The following is a 17,742-nucleotide window of genomic DNA, read 5'->3' as shown; positions in this document are numbered from 1 at the left end:
CGTCGGCGCGCCCGGCTGTCGCACCGCCCCGATTCCCACGTAGGATGGAAGCCCGTGGCGATCATTCACTCAGCAGCGGACACGGACTCGAGCAACACGACCAGCACGACCAGCACGGCAGGCGGCAGGACCACCCGGCACATCTTCGTGACCGGCGGCGTCGTCTCCTCCCTGGGCAAGGGCCTCACGGCGGCCAGCCTGGGCAACCTCCTCACGGCGCGCGGTGTTCGCGTCGTCATGCAGAAGCTCGATCCCTACCTCAACGTGGATCCGGGCACCATGAACCCCTTCCAGCACGGCGAGGTCTTCGTGACCGACGACGGCGCGGAGACCGACCTCGACATCGGGCACTACGAGCGCTTCCTCGACATCGAGCTCGACCAGGCGGCCAACGTCACCACGGGTCAGATCTACTCCGAGGTCATCGCCAAGGAGCGCCGCGGCGAGTACCTGGGCGACACCGTGCAGGTCATCCCGCACATCACCGACGAGATCAAGCGCCGCATGCGCCTGCAGGCCTCCGACGAGCCGCAGCCCGACGTGATCATCACCGAGATCGGCGGCACGGTCGGCGACATCGAGAGCCAGCCGTTCATCGAGGCGGCGCGGCAGGTGCGCCACGAGCTCGGCCGGAACAACGTCTTCTTCGTGCACGTCTCGCTCGTGCCGTACATGGGCGCGTCCGGCGAGCAGAAGACCAAGCCCACGCAGCACTCGGTGGCGGCGCTGCGCTCGATCGGGATCCAGCCGGACGCGCTCGTGCTCCGCAGCGACCGGCCCGTCTCCGACTCGAACAAGAAGAAGATCGCGCTCATGTGCGACGTGGACGAGCAGGCCGTCGTGAACGCGGTCGACGTGCCGAGCATCTACGACATCCCCGAGATGCTGCACCGCCAGGGCCTCGACAGCTACATCATCGACCACCTGGGGCTTCCCGCCGCGGACGCCGTCGACTGGTCCGGCTGGAGCGACCTGCTGGACGCCGTGCACGACCCGAAGCACGAGGTCACCGTCGGCCTGGTCGGCAAGTACATCGACCTGCCCGACGCGTACCTCTCGGTCACCGAGGCGCTGCGCGCCGGCGGGTTCGCGCACTCGACGCGCGTGAAGCTGCGCTGGGTCGCGTCCGACGAGTGCGAGACGCCCGAGGGCGCCGCGAAGATGCTCGGCGACCTCGACGCGCTGTGCGTGCCGGGCGGCTTCGGCATCCGCGGCATCGAGGGGAAGCTCGGCGCGCTCAAGTTCGCGCGCGACAACGGGATCCCCGTGCTCGGCCTGTGCCTCGGCCTGCAGTGCATGGTCATCGAGTACGCGCGCAACGAGGCGGGCCTCGCCGGCGCCTCCTCCACCGAGTTCGACCCGGACAGCGAGTTCCCGGTCATCGCGACGATGGCCGAGCAGGTCGACATCATCGCGGGCGGCGACCTGGGCGGCACCATGCGCCTCGGCGTCTACGAGGCGGCGCTCACCCCGGGCAGCCTCGCGGCCGAGCTCTACGGCGCGCCTGTCTCGCACGAGCGCCACCGCCACCGCTACGAGGTCAACAACCAGTACCGCGAGCGCATCCAGGACGCGGGGCTCGTGTTCTCGGGCACGTCGCCCGACGGCATGCTCGTCGAGTACGTGGAGCTGCCGCGCGAGGTGCACCCGTTCTACATCGGCACGCAGGCGCACCCGGAGCTCCGGTCGCGCCCGAACCGCGCGCACCCGCTGTTCGCCGGCCTCGTCCGCGCGGCCCTCGACCGCCAGGCGGCCAGCACGCTGTTCGCCGAGGACGACGCCGAGGCCGTCGCGTGACCGACGCCCCCACGGGATCCCCGGCCGACGGGCTCCACGACGACCCGGTGACGTACGACATCACGTCGAGCGAGCGGGTCTTCGAGGGCAAGATCTGGGACATCCGCCGCGAGACGTTCCGCTACGGCGACAGCGAGATCACGCGGGAGTACGTCGACCACACGGGCGCCGTCGCGGTGCTCGCGATCGACGACCAGGACCGCGTGCTCCTCATCAAGCAGTACCGGCACCCCGTGCGCACGCGCGAGTGGGAGATCCCGGCGGGGCTCCTCGACGTCACGGACGAGCCGCCGCTGACCGCCGTGCAGCGCGAGCTCGCGGAGGAGGTCGACCTCGAGGCCGCCGAGTGGAGCGTGCTCGCCGAGTTCCTCACGACGCCCGGCGGCAGCGACGAGGCGATCCGCGTGTACCTCGCCCGCGGGCTCACCCCCACGGCCGAGGCGTTCGCGCGCACCGACGAGGAGGCGGACATCGAGAAGCGCTGGGTGGACCTCGACGAGGTCGTCACCGCGGTGCTCGAGCGGCGGATCCAGAACCCGTCGACCGTGATCGCGGTGCTGCAGGCGCACGTCGCCCGCTCGCGCGGCTGGGCGTCGCTCGGCCCCGCGGACGCGCCGTGGCCCCGGCACCCGAAGCTCCGCGACGGCGGGAGCGCGTCGGGGTCGTGACGGCCGCGGCCGAGGGGACCGGGGGAGCGGCGCCCGACGTCGCGCCCGAGGTCCCCGCTGCGCCCGAGGTCCCCGTCGCGCTGCGCCGTGCCGTCGACCGCTGGCTCCGCCACGTCGAGGTCGAGCGGGGCCTCTCGCGCAACACCGTCCAGGCGTACCGCCGCGACCTCGCGCGCTACACCGCGCACCTCGCGGAGGAGGGCGTCGCGTATCCCGCCGACGCGACGGCCGCGCACGTCACGGGCTTCGCGCAGCGCGTCCGCGACCCCGCGCAGGGCGGCCTCACCGCGTCGTCGCTCGCGCGCATGCTGTCGAGCGTCCGGTCGTTCCACCGCTTCCTCGTGGAGGAGGGGATCGTCGAGGTCGACGTGTCCGCCGACGCCCGGCCGCCCAAGCTGCCGAGCCGCCTGCCGAAGGCCGTGTCGGTCGAGACGATGGGCCGGATCCTCGAGGCGACCGACGGCGACGACCCGCTCCGCGTGCGCGACAAGGCCCTGCTCGAGCTGCTGTACGCGACGGGCGCGCGCGTCAGCGAGATCACCGCGCTCACGGTCGACGACGTGCTCGGCCCGGACGGCGCGGCCGACGAGCTGGTGCGCGTCCTCGGCAAGGGCGGCAAGCAGCGGATCGTGCCCGTGGGGTCGTTCGCGCGCCGCGCCGTCGACGCGTACCTGGTGCGGGTCCGCCCGATCCTCGCCGCGCGCGGCACCGCGACGCCCGCCCTCTTCCTCGGCCTCCGGGGGCACGCGCTGTCCCGCCAGAACGCCTGGCTCGTGATCAAGGCGGCCGCCGAGCGCGCCGGCGTGACGGAGGAGATCTCGCCGCACACGTTCCGCCACTCCTTCGCGACGCACCTGCTCGCGGGCGGCGCCGACGTGCGCGTGGTGCAGGAGCTGCTCGGCCACTCGTCGGTCGCGACCACGCAGATCTACACGCGCGTGACGGTCGACACCCTGCGCGACGTCTACACGACCGCGCATCCGCGTGCCCGCCGGGCGTGACGCGGCCTCCCCGGTAGACTCGCAGGATCCGGCGGGACCGCGCCGGAGGAGCGGCAGGAAGAGACCCACGTGACGCGCAAGCCAGATGTGACCGAGCTCCCGGGAATGGACGTCCCCGTGCTCGGACCCACCGGCCGGGAGCTGCGCGACTTCGCCGAGCCGGAGCCGCTCGGCTCGCACGGGCCCGCCAAGATCATCTCGCTCTGCAACCAGAAGGGCGGCGTCGGCAAGACGACCACCGCCATCAACCTCGGTGCCGCGCTCGCGAGCTACGGCCGCCGCGTGCTGGCCGTCGACTTCGACCCGCAGGGCGCGCTGTCCGCCGGCCTCGGCGTGCAGACGCACGACGCCGTCACGATCTACGACCTCCTGCTCGGCACCGTGAAGGACCCGCGCGAGGCCATCCAGACCACGGGCTTCGAGGGCCTCGACATCATCCCGGCCAACATCGACCTGTCGGCGGCGGAGGTGCACCTCGTCAACGAGGTGGCGCGCGAGCAGATCCTCGCGAGCGTGCTGCGCAAGGTGAGCGGCGACTACGACGTCATCCTCATCGACTGCCAGCCGTCGCTCGGCCTCCTCACCGTCAACGCGCTCACGGCCAGCCACGGCGTGCTGATCCCGCTCGAGTGCGAGTACTTCGCGCTCCGCGGCGTCGCGCTCCTCGTGGAGACCATCGAGAAGGTCAAGGACCGGCTGAACCCGGGGCTCGCGCTCGACGGGATCCTCGCGACCATGTACGACTCCCGCACGCTGCACTCCCGCGAGGTGCTGCAGCGCGTGGTCGAGGCGTTCGACGACAGCGTGCTCGAGACCGTGATCGGCCGCACCGTGAAGTTCCCGGATGCGTCGGTGGCGGGCAAGCCCATCATCCAGTTCGCGCCCGAGCACCCGGCCGCGCTCGCGTACCGCAAGGTGGCGCGGGAGCTCATCGCGCGTGGCGCCGTCGCGTAGGGGCACGCCCCTGGTGGAGCCCGAGCTCCCCGACGCCCCGACCGGGGCGGATCCGGAGCGCGCGTTCCGCGTCAGCATCGGCAACTTCGAGGGCCCGTTCGACCTGCTGCTCTCGCTCATCGGCAGCCACGAGATGGACATCACGGAGGTCAGCCTCAGCCTCGTGACCCACGAGTTCATCGCGCACATCCGCGGGCTCGACGGGCCGGACGACCTCGACGAGGCCAGCTCGTTCCTCGTCGTGGCGGCGACCCTGCTCGACCTCAAGCTCGTCGGCCTCCTGCCGCAGGGCGAGCTGGTGGACGCCGAGGACGTCGCGCTCCTCGAGGCTCGCGATCTGCTCTTCGCCCGGCTGCTGCAGTACCGCGCCTTCAAGCAGGCGGCCGCGTGGTTCCAGGAGCGGATCGCCGCCGAGTCGACCCGCGCCTTCCGCGACGTGCCGCTCGAGGAGCGGTTCCGCGCGCAGGTGCCGGAGCTCGTCTGGACCACCTCGCCCGCCGACCTCGCGGCCATCGCGCTGCTCGCGCTCGCGCCGCGCGAGATCCCGACCGTGGGGCTCGACCACCTGCACGCGCCGCTCGTGAGCATCCGCGAGCAGGCCGCCGTGGTCGTCGCGCGGCTGCGGAGCGGGGAGCCGGTCACGTTCCGCGAGCTCGTGGCGGACGCAGGGCTCACGGGCGTCGTCATCGCGCGGTTCCTCGCGGTGCTCGAGCTGTACCGCGTCGCCGCGATCGAGTTCGACCAGCCGGAGGCGCTCGGCGAGCTCACGCTCACCTGGACCGCCGAGAGCTGGAGCGACGACGCGCTCGCGAGCCTGGGGGCCGGCTATGACAGCTGAGGCGGATCCCGTGGGCCTGGACGCGGAGGCCGTCGCTGCGGTCGCCGCCGCCGACGACGACCAGCCGGACGCCCCGCTCGACCTCGACCGCGCGCTCGAGGCGCTGCTCATGGTCGCCGACGAGCCGCAGAGCGTCACGTCTCTCGCGACCGCCACCTCCACGCCCGTGAAGGAGGTGCGGCGCTCCATCCAGCGCCTCGTCGACGACTTCGACGGCCGGACCGGGGGAGTGCGCCGCGGCTTCGAGCTGCGCGAGGTCGGCGGCGGCTGGCGCGTGTACGTGCGGCCCGAGTACGACGTGGTCGTGCGCGACCACGTGCTCACCCAGAACCCCACCCGCCTCTCGCAGGCGGCCCTCGAGACGCTCGCGGTGATCGCCTACAAGCAGCCGATCAGCCGCAGCCAGGTCGCCGCGATCCGCGCCGTCAACGTCGACTCGGTGGTGCGGACGCTGCTCGCGCGGGGCCTCGTGACCGAGGCCTTCACCGACGGCGAGACCGGCGCGATCCATTACGGTACGACAGACCACCTGCTCACGCAGCTCGGCATCAACTCGCTCGACGAGCTCCCCCCGATCTCCCCGTTGCTCCCCGACGGGGCGGAAGGCTTCCATGACCCCCTCCACTGAGAACAGCCACGCCTGGAACCCCGATGAGCCGGTGCAGGGTGTCCGCCTGCAGAAGGTGATGGCCGCCGCGGGCGTCGCCAGCCGCCGCGTCTGCGAGGACATGATCGCCGCCGGTCGCGTCACCGTGAACGGCGAGGTCGTCACCGAGCCCGGCCGCCGGATCGACCCGGACGTGGACGAGGTCGCGGTCGACGACCAGGCTGTGCAGCTCGACACCTCGAAGCGCTACCTGATGCTCAACAAGCCCGTCGGCATCTACTCCTCCCTGCGCGACGAGCGCGGCCGCCCCGACCTCCGCGAGTTCACCGAGGAGTTCGAGGAGCGTCTGTTCAACGTCGGCCGCCTCGACGCGGAGACGAGCGGCCTGCTGATCCTCACCAACGACGGCGACCTCGCGCACGTGCTCGCGCACCCGTCGTTCGGGGTGCTGAAGACGTACATCGCCAAGGTCACCGGCCGGGTCACGCCCCAGACGATCCAGCGGCTCACGCAGGGCGTCGACCTCGAGGACGGGCCGATCCAGGCGGATCGCGCGCGCATCCTCTCGGGCGGCGGCGACCAGACGCTCGTGGAGATCACGCTGCACTCGGGCCGCAACCGCATCGTCCGCCGCATGCTCGACGAGGTCGGCCACCCCGTGGAGGAGCTCGTGCGCCGCCAGTTCGGGCCGCTGCACCTCGGATCGCTCGGGGTCGGCCGCGTGCGCGACCTGACGTCCGACGAGCTCGGCCAGCTCCTCACCATCTCCCGCGAGGCCCGCGCGCAGGCCGGACCCGCGAACCCGCAGGGCGCCGGCGCGGCCGCCGAGGCGCAGGGGGACGTCGACCGCGAGGACGGCGAGTGAGCGATCAGGCCGCCTTCCCGGAGGCGACCGACACGCGCGTGCAGGGCACCGTCCGCATCGTCGGCACGGGGCTCCTCGGCACGAGCATCGCCCTCGGGCTCCGCGCGCGCGGCGTCGACGTGGTGCTCGCCGACGCGTCGCCGACCACGCTCCGCCTCGCCGCCGACATGGGGGCCGGACGCATCGCCGACATCGGCACCGCACCCGACCGCCCGTCGCTCGTCGTCGTCTGCGTGCCGCCGGACGTGACCGCGCGCGTGGTCGCGGCCGAGCTCGACGCGCACCCGGAGGCGCTCGTCACGGACGTCGCGAGCGTGAAGGCCGCGCCGCTCGAGGAGCTGCGCGCCATGGGCGCCGACCTCTCCCGCTACCTCGGGTCGCACCCGCTCGCCGGGCGCGAGCGCGGCGGCCCCGTCTCCGCGACGGGTGACCTCTTCCTCGGCCGGCCCTGGGTCATCGCGGGGCACGGCGGCATCAGCTACACCGCGGGTGCGCCCGTCGAGCAGCTGATCCTCGACCTCGGCGCCGTCCCCATCGAGATGACGGCGGAGGAGCACGACGCCTCCGTGGCGCTCGTGTCGCACGTGCCGCAGATCGTCGCGAGCCTGCTGGCGTCGCGGCTGACCGACGGATCCGGCACCGCGCTCGGCCTCTCCGGGCAGGGCCTCCGCGACACGACGCGCATCGCGTCGAGCGACGCGTCGCTGTGGGTGCAGATCCTCGGCGCCAACGCCTCCCGCATCGTGCCGATCCTCCGCGCCATGCGCACCGACCTCGACGAGGTCATCGACGCCCTCGACGACGTCGACGCGCAGGGCGCCCGGCTCCGGGTGGCCGAGCGGATCCAGGCGGGCAACGCCGGCGTCGCCCGCATCCCCGGCAAGCACGGCCAGGACCGCCGCTTCGCCGCGATCACCGTGATGATCGACGACCGCCCCGGCCAGCTGGCCGCGCTGATCTCCGACGTGGGCGCCGCCGACGTCAGCATCGAGGACCTGCGCCTCGAGCACTCGCAGGGCGCGCAGGTGGGTCTCGTCGAGATCGCCGTGCTGCCCGAGGCCCGCGACCGCCTGGTCGCGCGGCTCGACGAACGGAACTGGAGGATCGCCGGATGACCGGACGAGACATGCCCGCGGACGACACCACCGTGCCGGGGACGGAGGCGAGCGAGGCCCCCGCCCCGGACGCGCTCGAGGACGTCCTGCTGGTGGACGCCACGCTCAACCGCACGGTCGTCGCCGTCGACGGCCCCGCCGGCAGCGGCAAGTCGAGCGTGAGCCGCGCCGCCGCGCGCGCCCTGGGCTTCGACTACCAGGACACGGGTGCCGCGTACCGCGCGCTCAGCTGGTTCGCGCTGGAGAGCGGCGTCGACACCGAGGACCCCGCGACGGTCACGAGCCTCATCGAGGGCTTCGAGTACGACATCGCGATCGACCCGTCCGAGACGCGCGTCACCGTCCGCGGCACCGACGTCACGGAGGCGATCCGCACGCCCCGCGTGTCCGCCGTCGTGAGCCGCGTGGCCCGCGTCCCGGAGGTGCGGCACTACATGGTGGAGCTGTTCCGCTCGCTCATGGCGTCGAGCGACAAGCCCGGCATCGTGGTCGAGGGACGCGACATCACGACCGTCGTCGCACCGGACGCGCAGGTGCGCATTCTGCTGACGGCCTCCCCGGAAGCTAGGATGAGGAGGCGTTCCGCGCAGACGACCGACCAGTCGGCCGCCGCGGTCGGCGAATCACTCGCCTCCCGGGATCGGGCCGACTCGCAGGTCGTCGATTTCATGAACGCCGCAGATGGTGTGACCACCATCGATTCCACGGACATCGACTTCGACCAGACCGTCCAGGCGGTGGTCGATCTCGTTCACGCACGAACAGATTGAGGCGCGGCCCGGTGACGGGCCGACACGCCAGAGGACAACATGGCTGATCACGACGACGACTTCCCCGAGCTCGACAGCGGGCTCTCCGAGCGCCTGTCGAGCATCGACGAGGAGCTGGCCGCGCAGCGCGCGCAGACGCTCCGCGCCGGGCTCGAGGACTACGAGCTGGAGGACGAGGACCTGGAGGTCCTCGACTCCGCCACCGACGACCCGGACCAGGTCACGTACCTGCCGGCGCTCCCCGTGCTGGCGGTCGTCGGCCGACCGAACGTGGGCAAGTCGGCGCTCATCAACCGGATCCTCGGCCGCCGCGAGGCAGTCGTCGAGGACACCCCCGGCGTCACGCGCGACCGCGTCTCCTACAAGGCCGAGTACGCCGGCCGCTGGTTCACCCTGGTGGACACCGGCGGCTGGGAGCCCGACGCGAAGGGCATCAACGCGTCCGTGGCCATGCAGGCCGAGATCGCGATGGACCTCGCCGACGCCGTGCTCTTCGTCGTCGACGCGAACGTGGGCGCCACGAGCACGGACGAGCACGTCGTCCGCCTGCTCCGCAAGACCAAGAAGACGGTGATCCTCGCGGCCAACAAGGTCGACGACGCGCGCCAGGAGCCGAACGCCGCCTCGCTGTGGTCGCTCGGCCTCGGCGAGCCGCACCCCGTCTCCGCGCTGCACGGCCGAGGTGTCGCGGACCTGCTCGACCTGGTGCTGAAGACCCTGCCTCTCGTCTCCAAGGTCGCCAAGGAGGAGGTCGGCGGTCCCCGTCGCGTCGCCATCCTCGGCCGCCCGAACGTCGGCAAGTCGAGCCTGCTCAACAAGGCCGCGGGCGAGGAGCGCGTGGTCGTCAACGAGCTCGCCGGTACCACGCGCGATCCCGTCGACGAGCAGGTCGAGATCGCCGGCAAGGTGTGGCGCTTCGTCGACACCGCCGGCATCCGCCGCCGCATGCACCTCGCCCAGGGCGCCGACTTCTACGCGTCGCTCCGCACGAGCGCGGCGCTGGAGAAGGCCGAGGTCGCGGTCGTCATGATCGACGTCTCCGAGGTCATCAGCGAGCAGGACATCCGCATCATCGAGCTGGTGCTCGAGTCGGGCCGCGCGCTCGTGCTGGCGTTCAACAAGTGGGACCTCCTCGACGACGAGCGTCGCCGCTACCTCGAGCGCGAGATCGAGACCGACCTCGCGCACGTGTCGTGGGCGCCGCGCGTCAACATCTCGGCGCGCACCGGCCGCCACATGGAGAAGCTCGTGCCGGCGCTCGAGACGGCGCTGGAGTCGTGGGACACCCGCATCGCGACGGGCAAGTTCAACGCGTTCCTCGCCGAGCTCACCGCGGCGCACCCGCACCCCGTGCGCGGCGGCAAGCAGCCGCGCATCCTGTTCGGCACGCAGGCCTCGAGCCGGCCGCCGACATTCGTGCTCTTCACGACCGGGTACCTCGACCCGCAGTACCGCCGCTACATCCAGCGTCGCCTGCGCGAGATCTACGGCTTCGAGGGCAGCCCGATCATCGTCAACATGCGCGTGCGGGAGAAGCGGAAGCGCTAGCGCGTTCCCGCGGGCTCTCCGCTCGCAGCACGACGGACGGCGTCGATCCCGATGGGGGTCGGCGCCGTCCGTCGTCGAGGGCGGATGCGGATCACGTGTACCAGGTCGGCTCCGGGATGTCGCCGAGGAGCACGTGCCGGCCGACCTCGCGCCGCTTGTACGCGATCGGGTCATGGAGGCTGTGGGTGTGGAGGTTCCGCCAGAACACATCGAGCCCGACGCTCGACGCCGACGCCCGGGCGCCCGTGAGCTCGAACACGCGCGTGCCGACCTCGAGCCCGTCCTCGACGATGCGCGTCTTGGCCGCGGCGACCCGCACGGCGATCTCCCCGCGCTTCCGCTCGGTGAGCTTCTCGCGCGGCGCGTGCAGCACGGCGCTGATCTCGGCGCCCACCGCATCCAGCAGCGCCTCCGACGCCCAGAGCTTCGACTGCAGCTGCCCGTAGCCCTCGAGCACGTACCACTCGTCCGTCGCGCGCTCCTTGTCGTCGCCGCCGTACGGCCAGGCCCGGGTGGTGCTCCGCGTGTAGGCGGCGGCCGTCTCGAGCGCGCCCTCTGCGATCCCCTGGTAGAAGTTCGCGAACACCAGCTGGATCGCGGGCACGTTGAGGGTGCCGTAGGTGAGCGGCTGGAAGACCCTGTCGACGAAGCCGGCCGCGTCCGACCACGGCACCCGCACGTCCCGGATCTCGACCGAGCCCGACTCCGTGAGCCGCTGCCCGAGGCTGTCCCAGTCGTGGCCGAAGACGATGCCCGGCTGGTCCGTGGGCACGATCGCGAACACGTGGGTGTCCGTGCCCTCGATGACGCCCTCGAGCACGGTGAGGTCGGAGACGACGCCGCCCGTGGAGAACGACTTCCGGCCGGAGTAGACGAGCTCGTCGCCGTCCTCGCGGATGACGAGGTCGGAGTCGCGCGGGTTCACGGCACCGCCGAAGAGGAGGTTCCCGGTGGTGGCGAGCTTCTCGACCGCCGCGATCTGCGCATCGGTCGCGACGAGGCGCGCGGCCCACGCCCAGAGGTAGTGGTAGCCGAGGAGCTGGCCGATGGATCCGTCGCCGCGGGCGACCGCGCGGATCACCCTGTACGCGGTGTCCCAGGTCTGCCCGCCGCCGCCGTGCTCCGCGGGGCCGAGCAGCGTGACGAGGCCGGCGTGCTTGAGGAGCGCGACCTCCTGGTGCGGGCTGGCGCCGGCGCGGTCGCGCTCGACCTGGTCGACGGCGAGGATGTCGGCGACCTCGCGGGCGCGGGCGATCCATCCGGCGGGGGTGGTGGGGCGCGGGGCGCCCTTCCAGCGGTCGACGGGGGCGTCGCCGAGGGGTGCGGGGCGGGGGCGGGTCGGGGTGCGGGTGCTCGTGCTGCTCGCGGTCGCGGATGCGGCACGGTCGTCGCGGTCGATCAGGGTCATGTCCTGTCCTCTCGTGAAGGGGCGCGACCGGTGCCGCGCCTCGCGGTGGGGCCACGGTAGGGGCGGGTCGTCCGGGGCCGCGAGGGGTGTGACGGCGGGTTGCCCCGCGTGACGACGCGGGGCGTCATGGGCCGTCACGCGGGGATCCGGGGTCGCGCGCGACCGGGCCGGCGAGGGGCGCCGACGTGTCCCGATCCCGCGCGCCTGTGCGTTCGCGGCCGGCGCGCGGCGTCGCGTCGTACCCTGATCCGGGCGCATCCGACGCCCGCTCACGAGACCGTGGAGGATCGCACCGGTGGACCAGCTGCTCAGCCGTCTCGACCGCATCGCCGCGGGTCGCCAGGCGGGCCACGTGATCGCCGAGGACATGCGCGACCACCCGTGGACGGCGCGGGCGTTCCGCTGGATCCGGTGGATCCTGGTCGCGGAGACCCTCGTGGGCGCGACGGCCGTGGCGATCGCCCTGACGCTCGCGGCCGACGGCGTGGACGTCGCGCCGGCCGTCTGGTTCCGCTCCTTCGTGGTGCTCGCGATGACCGTCACGCTCTACTACTTCGCCTGGCGCGCCTCGGCCGGCTACTGGTGGGCGTACTCGCGCCTGCGGCTCTTCAGCCAGGTCTTCCCGGTCGTGACCCTCGTGATCGCCGCGATCCCGGGCCTCTACCCGCTCTGGATGGTCGTGGAGCAGATCGTGTTCTCGCTGCTGCTCATCGGGGTGGGGGACATCCTGCGGGGCGACCACATGCGGGACGCATTCCCGAAGCCGGGTCGGGTGGGGCGCGCGGCGTCCGGCTCGTCGTCGGCCCGGCCGTCGGGCGGCGCGGCTGCCTGATCCGGTGCTGCTCTCGCGGCTGGCGCGTGCCGGAGCAGTCCCGCTGATGCGGTAGGCTCTACGAGTTGCCCAGCGATGGGTAGCGGGCTGTGGCGCAGCTTGGTAGCGCACTTGACTGGGGGTCAAGGGGTCGCAGGTTCAAATCCTGTCAGCCCGACGGACATGCCTCGGAAGGACCCAATGGGTTCGGCCGGGGCATTCGTCGTATACGGGTCCGTGCAAGACCGGATAACGGTCGTGCGCGTGTATAAGCTCGCGACGAGTTTTCGGAGCAACGTTTTGGCGGGTGCCGTAAGCGCAAAGAATCTATGGTTTATAGGCATTCTCCAGCTGGCCCCCTAAATGGGGCTGGTCTCATGCGAGTTCTTCAGCCACTATCGAGAACCTATAGTTCTTGGGAGTTGACCTTCGTATGCCCGATTCGCGAGTGCAATCTTTTGAGCAAGCCATGGGCTGGGTAAGCCAAGGGGATGAAAGCAAGGTTGCTTTACTACTCGGAAATGGCTTCAGCATGGCATATGATTCTGAGCGCTTTAGCTATGGGGCCTTAGCGACACTTGCACAAGATCGCAATCTTTTGCCGTCATTCGCGCTTCGGGTTATGGCTGCGAGCGGATCGCCCGATTTTGAGTCTCTCATGCGGCAGCTACAAGATACCGTCAGTACACTACGGACGCTAGATGCCGTATTGCACGCATCGCTTATAGAGGAACTTGAAGAAGCTATCGCCGGCGTTCGGGAGGCTCTTGCTCAGTCAATTGCGGGCTTGCATCCGGATCGGCCATATGAAATCTCCGAATTGTCTTATGTTGCGGTGCGGTCGTTCTTGGATCGGTTCGCAAATATATATACTGTGAGTTATGATCTGTTGCTTTATTGGGCGCTGATGCAGGATATTGACGGCGCGGCACGAAGAGCCGACGACGGTTTCCGTGATAGCGGAGTCGCGGGGGACGAAACAGTTTTATGGAATATTTACGACGCGGTGACTCAAAACGTGCATTACCTGCACGGCGCCCTGCATTTATACATCGGCGCAGACGGACTTCGAAAAATCACATACGTTCGTACGAGTGAGGCGCTAATTGATCAGGTCCGACATCAACTGGCACTGCTAAGATATCCGTTATACGTTGCAGAAGGTCAATCACGCGATAAGCTTGCCCGAATCAACTCGAGCGCATACCTGGGTAAGGCGCTTCGAAGTCTGTCTGGGCGCGGCAATGGCATGGTGCTGTACGGCCACTCGCTAGACAGCAATGATGACCACATATTCGAGGCTATCATTCATTCAAAAATCAGCCGCTTGGCGATATCTCTTTATGGAGACCCGGATTCGCCGGCTAACTCCGAAATTCGCCGTCGTGCGGCGGACATATCTGCCCGAAGGTTGATCAAGCGGGCGACACGCCCGCTTGATGTTCAATTTTTCGATGCCGCCAGCGTGCGTATATGGTCAAGTTAGTCAATATGGCGATATTAAATTGCGTACTAGGCGCCGTGAGGTATATGCGGGCTTCATGCAAGGAACATACAACGTGCAGCACGCAGTCGAAAGCGACACGACTTACGAGAGCGTTTCCGAACCTACTCCTTTGTGATTGATAATGGGCCAGAAGGCGAATGAATGAACGAGCTCGACACGGCACGGGCCCCAAGGGGCATTCTTGGTGCGCAACGCCTCATCTTAGAGGTTTCTGAGATCGGAGACATGGCGGAGCGTCACTACCTCGAATTAAAAAGCACCCTCGACTTAGGGTCTAAGAGGGACAAAGAGAAAATCGCCAAGTTCGTTCTAGGGGCGGCCAATCGTATGCCAGACGTGGCAGCGACCGCTTTCGAAGGCTACGGCGTTATGATTGTTGGCGTTTCTCGCGGTGCGATCATTGGGATTCCTCCGGTCGAAATGATGGAGATCGCAAAAATTGTTCAACAGTACGTGGGAGCCGCTGGTCCCCGTTGGGACGTGCTTTGGGTACCTTTAGAAGGCACTACCAATCAAGTTCTCATTGTTCTTGTTGATCCCCCCCTGCCAGGGCAAAGGCCCTTTCCCTGCAGAACAAGCGGCGACTCCCTTGCCGGTGGAAGAATCTATGTTCGCGCCGAAGGTGAGACGCGTGAGGCAAATGCCGACGAAATGGATCAGTTAATTGGGCGTGGTTTTGCCCCATTGAAGGCTAAGGTCGATTTTGCAGTTGAAGTGTTGGGTGACATATCATCATGCTTTTACAGCGATGAATCTACCGTTGAAGAGTACTTGACAGCAAAGCGGAAAGGACTCCTGGCGGCGCTTCCGTCGGAGGAGTTGCCCAGGTCGTCGAGCCTGAAAGAGAGTGGGTCGAGTCTGAGCGGCTTTGCCGCTGCGTATGCTGCGGCCCGGGAGAGTACTTCGGCGATTATAAATTCGTTGACTGTTCCTGAGGACCGAACTGAGGACGAGTATCGATCCGCTATTGTCCAGTGGGAAGCGCGTTTTCGGGTGTCTTGGGCGAAGGCCAAGGTAAACATAATTGCAAGCCAGCTCGCTCCCGTGTTTGTGAGGCTCACTAACCGCACAACGACATTTTTCCATGACGTCGAATTGAAGTTGCACTTGGAAGGCGATGTTTCGGCTCTCGAATACGTTGACGCCGAATGGATTAATGACTTTTCGGGGCTTGAGTTACCTCCGCCGCCGCGCAAATGGGGACCTCGTCAGCCCAGGATGGCCGTTACGGACTATAGCCGATTTCAGTCAGTCGCGCCGGCCGTGCGCAACTCGTACGTGCCACCTTCTGTGAGCTTTAAAAACGGCGGATCTGTCTCTTTCGACCTAAACGTAGGCGACCTCCGTCCCCTAGGGGTTTATGAATCCGAGGATCAGGAACTCGTGCTGCTTGTTGCCGACGCGAAATTGCTTACTGTTCATGGAGAGTGGCAGCTCACGGCCCGCGGCCATGACGAGGTCTACGCCGGTGAAATGAACATACCCGTAGCGGGCGTGAAAGATGTCACGGTATTTGCGCGGCGTGTCTTGGGTCTGGCGGATCAAAAGGCCCAATAATGTAATTCTATCCTAAAGGGATACTCGCCGTGTCTATATTCGTTAGTCACGACCAATTTTGAGCGGTGAGTTTAATCACAGCGCTGTGCGCCCCTTCGAAAAGCGGAAGGGCTGAGCGCCGGCAGCCTCCTCGGTCCGCTGCCGGCGCGGCGCGGCGCGTCCATTCGGCCGCGGATCGCAGTAGTGCGGCGCTTTCACCCCCGTGTGAGGGCTTCCCGCCGGGAGAGCGCGGTCATAGCCTCAGGCGTCGACATTCGACGGATCCATCGCCGCCTACCCCCTCGTCGCGGCACGCACCCGAGGAGCACCATGCCCGACGTCCCGTCCTCCGCACCCGCCGGCTGGTTCCCCGACGGATCCGGTCAGCTCCGGTACTGGGACGGCGCCGCGTGGACACAGTACGTCGCGCCGATGGTCCAGCCTGCTGCCCCGCAGGCACCAGCCGCGAACGCGGCACCGCTGGCCGCCGCGGAGGTCGCGCATGCTGGTGCGGCTCGTGCCGCCGAGACTGCCCGGGCACAGGCCGAGCGTGCCGCCGAGGTGTCGCGTGTGCAGGCCGCTCGCGTCGCCGAGGTGGAGCAGCAGCGGGCTGAGAAGGCCGCCCAGCGCGAAGCGGCCAGGCAGGTCAAGGCCGCGGAGCGCGTCGAGGCGGCGCGGCTGAAGGCGGAGCGCGCGGCTGCCACGGCGGTCGTGGCGCCCGCTCCTCCAGCACAGCGCGCCATCGAGGCTCCCGTCGTGCCCGCAGCGGCCTTCGCTCCCGCGGCTCCGACCGCGGTGCTCACGGACACGCGCCCGAGCCGGCACCCGGCGACGTCGTGGGTCATCGCGGCGGCCGTCGCGCTGGCGGTGCTGATCACCACCGCGCTCGGCGGCTTCGGGGGCATGTTCGTCTCCGTCGGGCTGGTCGCCCTCGTGACCGCGCTGTACCCGCTCTTCACCGGCCGACGCAGCTGGGTGCCGGCGCTCGCCTCCCGGCCCCGCAACAGCGTGACCGCCGCCGGGGCGATCCTGCTCCTGATCATCGGCGCCGCCGTCCCTGTCGCCGCCTCGGCACCCGGCCTGCGTACGGCGGACGCGATCAGCGCGAGCTCGTCGCCGACGCCCAGCGCCACGCCGACGCCGTCCGCCACGCCGACCCCCGTGGTCCACGTCGTGGAGGACGTCAGCACCAAGTCCGCCACCGATGCGCGCACGCTGCTCCGTGAGGCCGGCTACCTCGTCCAGTACGTGCTCGAGTCGGGGGAGAAGACGAGCGCGACCGACGGCATGACCGTCAAGTCGCAGAGCCCGACCCCGGGGTCGCGCGTCGACGCCGGATCCACCGTGACGCTCACGCTGCTCGCGCCCGCTCCGGCGCCCACCGTCGAGCCGACGGTGGCACCTGCTCCTGCGCCGGCACCCGCTGCTCCGGCTCCCGCGCCGAAGCCGGCTGCGCCCGCGCCCGCCCCGGTCGCGCCCGCGCCGGCTCCTGCGCCGCCGGCACCCGCGCCCGCTCCGGCCCCGCAGACCGGCGGCATCAACCCCGGTGGATTCTGCTCGCAGGTTGGCGTCGTGGCGCAGGCGGCCAACGGCCGCAGCTACCAGTGCGGCGGCAAGGGTCCCGACGCCAACGGGAAGTACCACTGGAACACGATGTGAGCAGTAGCAGGGCGGCCGACGGCGTCGGCCCGGCCATCCTCACCGCACCATGCGCACCGTGACCATCTCCGCGCCCTGGAACGTCTGCCGCTCCACGGCGCCGTCGCGGGCGAAGCCGTTGCGGCGGTAGAAGGACTCCGCGCGCGGGTTGTCGTCGGCGGCCCAGAGGTAGGCGGGGACATCGCCCACGGCCGCGTCCAGCAGGACCTGGCCCGCGCCGGTGCCATGGGCGGAGGCGACCACGTTGATCGCGTAGAGCTGGAACGGGCGCGGCGGATCCGCGTCTCGCGCCGGCCCCGTGAGCGCGAAGCCGACGACGCGGTCGCCGTCGAGGGCGACGAAGGGCGGCGTCTCGGCGGAACCCTCGGTGAGCGTCCGGCGCCAGTCCTCGGCGCGCGTGGTGACGTCGAGTCCGTCGAGGTACGACGCCGGGAGCAGGTGCGCGTAGGTCTCGCGCCAGGTGCGGATGTGGACCTCGGCGATCCCGTCCGCGTCATCGGGGGCGGCGGGGCGGACGGTCGGCGGCGCGGTCATCCCGAGATCCTAGGCGGGGGCGGCGCCCGGCCACGCAGGCACGAGCGGCGGAGGCGGCCACGCAGGCACAAGCGGCGAGCCCTCACGCAAGCCGGCGAACGGCGCGCCCGCCGGATCCATTCCC

Annotated in this window: 16 protein-coding genes and 1 tRNA gene; 15 read left to right on the top strand and 2 right to left on the bottom strand. The window is 69.6% G+C overall.

What is annotated here, in order from left to right; translation table 11 throughout:
• Nucleotides 1–54: 54 nt before the first annotated feature.
• The 10 genes from ACT7CP_RS10420 to der all read left to right on the top strand — a co-directional run bounded on the left by ACT7CP_RS10420 (nt 55) and on the right by der (nt 10,163).
• A complete protein-coding gene (locus ACT7CP_RS10420; RefSeq protein WP_445442163.1) occupies nt 55–1,797 on the top strand; it encodes a CTP synthase in 1,743 nt (580 codons plus the stop codon).
• Nucleotides 1,794–2,465: an NUDIX domain-containing protein gene (locus tag ACT7CP_RS10415; protein ID WP_445442162.1), complete on the top strand. Its 672-nt coding sequence runs from the start codon at nt 1,794–1,796 to the stop codon at nt 2,463–2,465. Before ACT7CP_RS10420 ends, ACT7CP_RS10415 begins: the two co-directional genes overlap by 4 nt.
• Nucleotides 2,462–3,466, top strand: coding sequence for a site-specific tyrosine recombinase XerD (gene xerD / locus ACT7CP_RS10410; RefSeq protein WP_445442161.1), 1,005 nt, complete (start codon nt 2,462–2,464; stop codon nt 3,464–3,466). The genes ACT7CP_RS10415 and xerD overlap by 4 nt, the downstream gene beginning before the upstream one ends.
• Before the next feature lie 105 nt (nt 3,467–3,571).
• Nucleotides 3,572–4,420, top strand: coding sequence for a ParA family protein (locus ACT7CP_RS10405; protein ID WP_445443980.1), 849 nt, complete (start codon nt 3,572–3,574; stop codon nt 4,418–4,420).
• The gene (locus ACT7CP_RS10400; protein ID WP_445442160.1) at nt 4,404–5,258 is read left to right on the top strand and encodes a segregation and condensation protein A; all 855 of its coding nucleotides are present in this window, start codon (nt 4,404–4,406) and stop codon (nt 5,256–5,258) included. The genes ACT7CP_RS10405 and ACT7CP_RS10400 overlap by 17 nt, the downstream gene beginning before the upstream one ends.
• Entirely contained in the window at nt 5,248–5,886 is a 639-nt protein-coding gene (gene scpB, locus ACT7CP_RS10395; protein WP_445442159.1) for an SMC-Scp complex subunit ScpB, read from the top strand. The genes ACT7CP_RS10400 and scpB overlap by 11 nt, the downstream gene beginning before the upstream one ends.
• Nucleotides 5,870–6,730: a pseudouridine synthase gene (locus tag ACT7CP_RS10390; protein WP_445442158.1), complete on the top strand. Its 861-nt coding sequence runs from the start codon at nt 5,870–5,872 to the stop codon at nt 6,728–6,730. Before scpB ends, ACT7CP_RS10390 begins: the two co-directional genes overlap by 17 nt.
• Nucleotides 6,727–7,845, top strand: coding sequence for a prephenate dehydrogenase (locus tag ACT7CP_RS10385; protein ID WP_445442157.1), 1,119 nt, complete (start codon nt 6,727–6,729; stop codon nt 7,843–7,845). Before ACT7CP_RS10390 ends, ACT7CP_RS10385 begins: the two co-directional genes overlap by 4 nt.
• Nucleotides 7,842–8,615, top strand: coding sequence for a (d)CMP kinase (gene cmk / locus ACT7CP_RS10380; protein WP_445442156.1), 774 nt, complete (start codon nt 7,842–7,844; stop codon nt 8,613–8,615). The genes ACT7CP_RS10385 and cmk overlap by 4 nt, the downstream gene beginning before the upstream one ends.
• Nucleotides 8,616–8,654: 39 nt before the next feature.
• On the top strand, nt 8,655–10,163 hold the full coding sequence (gene der / locus ACT7CP_RS10375) for a ribosome biogenesis GTPase Der (RefSeq protein WP_445442155.1): 1,509 nt from the start codon (nt 8,655–8,657) through the stop codon (nt 10,161–10,163).
• A gap of 91 nt (nt 10,164–10,254) precedes the next feature.
• On the opposite strand, the gene ACT7CP_RS10370 is transcribed toward der, so the two are convergent.
• Entirely contained in the window at nt 10,255–11,571 is a 1,317-nt protein-coding gene (locus ACT7CP_RS10370; protein ID WP_445442154.1) for an acyl-CoA dehydrogenase family protein, read from the bottom strand.
• Nucleotides 11,572–11,866: 295 nt separating this feature from the next.
• Here ACT7CP_RS10370 and ACT7CP_RS10365 point away from each other — a divergent pair, with 295 nt between their 5' ends.
• The 5 genes from ACT7CP_RS10365 to ACT7CP_RS10345 all read left to right on the top strand — a co-directional run bounded on the left by ACT7CP_RS10365 (nt 11,867) and on the right by ACT7CP_RS10345 (nt 17,084).
• A complete protein-coding gene (locus tag ACT7CP_RS10365) occupies nt 11,867–12,403 on the top strand; it encodes a hypothetical protein (protein WP_445442153.1) in 537 nt (178 codons plus the stop codon).
• Between the two features lie 83 nt (nt 12,404–12,486).
• Nucleotides 12,487–12,560: transfer RNA gene (locus ACT7CP_RS10360), tRNA-Pro, on the top strand.
• A 255-nt stretch (nt 12,561–12,815) separates the two neighbouring features.
• Nucleotides 12,816–13,868 carry a DUF4917 family protein gene (locus tag ACT7CP_RS10355; protein WP_445442152.1) on the top strand — a complete coding sequence of 351 codons (1,053 nt, stop codon included), beginning with the start codon at nt 12,816–12,818 and terminating at the stop codon, nt 13,866–13,868.
• 162 nt (nt 13,869–14,030) lie between these two features.
• Nucleotides 14,031–15,446, top strand: coding sequence for a hypothetical protein (locus tag ACT7CP_RS10350; protein WP_445442151.1), 1,416 nt, complete (start codon nt 14,031–14,033; stop codon nt 15,444–15,446).
• A gap of 309 nt (nt 15,447–15,755) precedes the next feature.
• Entirely contained in the window at nt 15,756–17,084 is a 1,329-nt protein-coding gene (locus ACT7CP_RS10345; protein WP_445442150.1) for a PASTA domain-containing protein, read from the top strand.
• A gap of 39 nt (nt 17,085–17,123) precedes the next feature.
• Here the strand turns inward: ACT7CP_RS10345 and ACT7CP_RS10340 are convergent, their stop codons facing one another.
• Nucleotides 17,124–17,618, bottom strand: a complete 495-nt coding sequence (locus tag ACT7CP_RS10340) for a GNAT family N-acetyltransferase (RefSeq protein ID WP_445442149.1) — start codon at nt 17,616–17,618, stop codon at nt 17,124–17,126.
• Between the last annotated feature and the right edge of the window lie 124 nt (nt 17,619–17,742).

The sequence above is a fragment of the Clavibacter rahimiani genome, from assembly GCF_052654495.1.
Note: the sequence above shows the minus strand (reverse complement) of the source record. Positions and strands in the feature narration are given on the sequence as shown.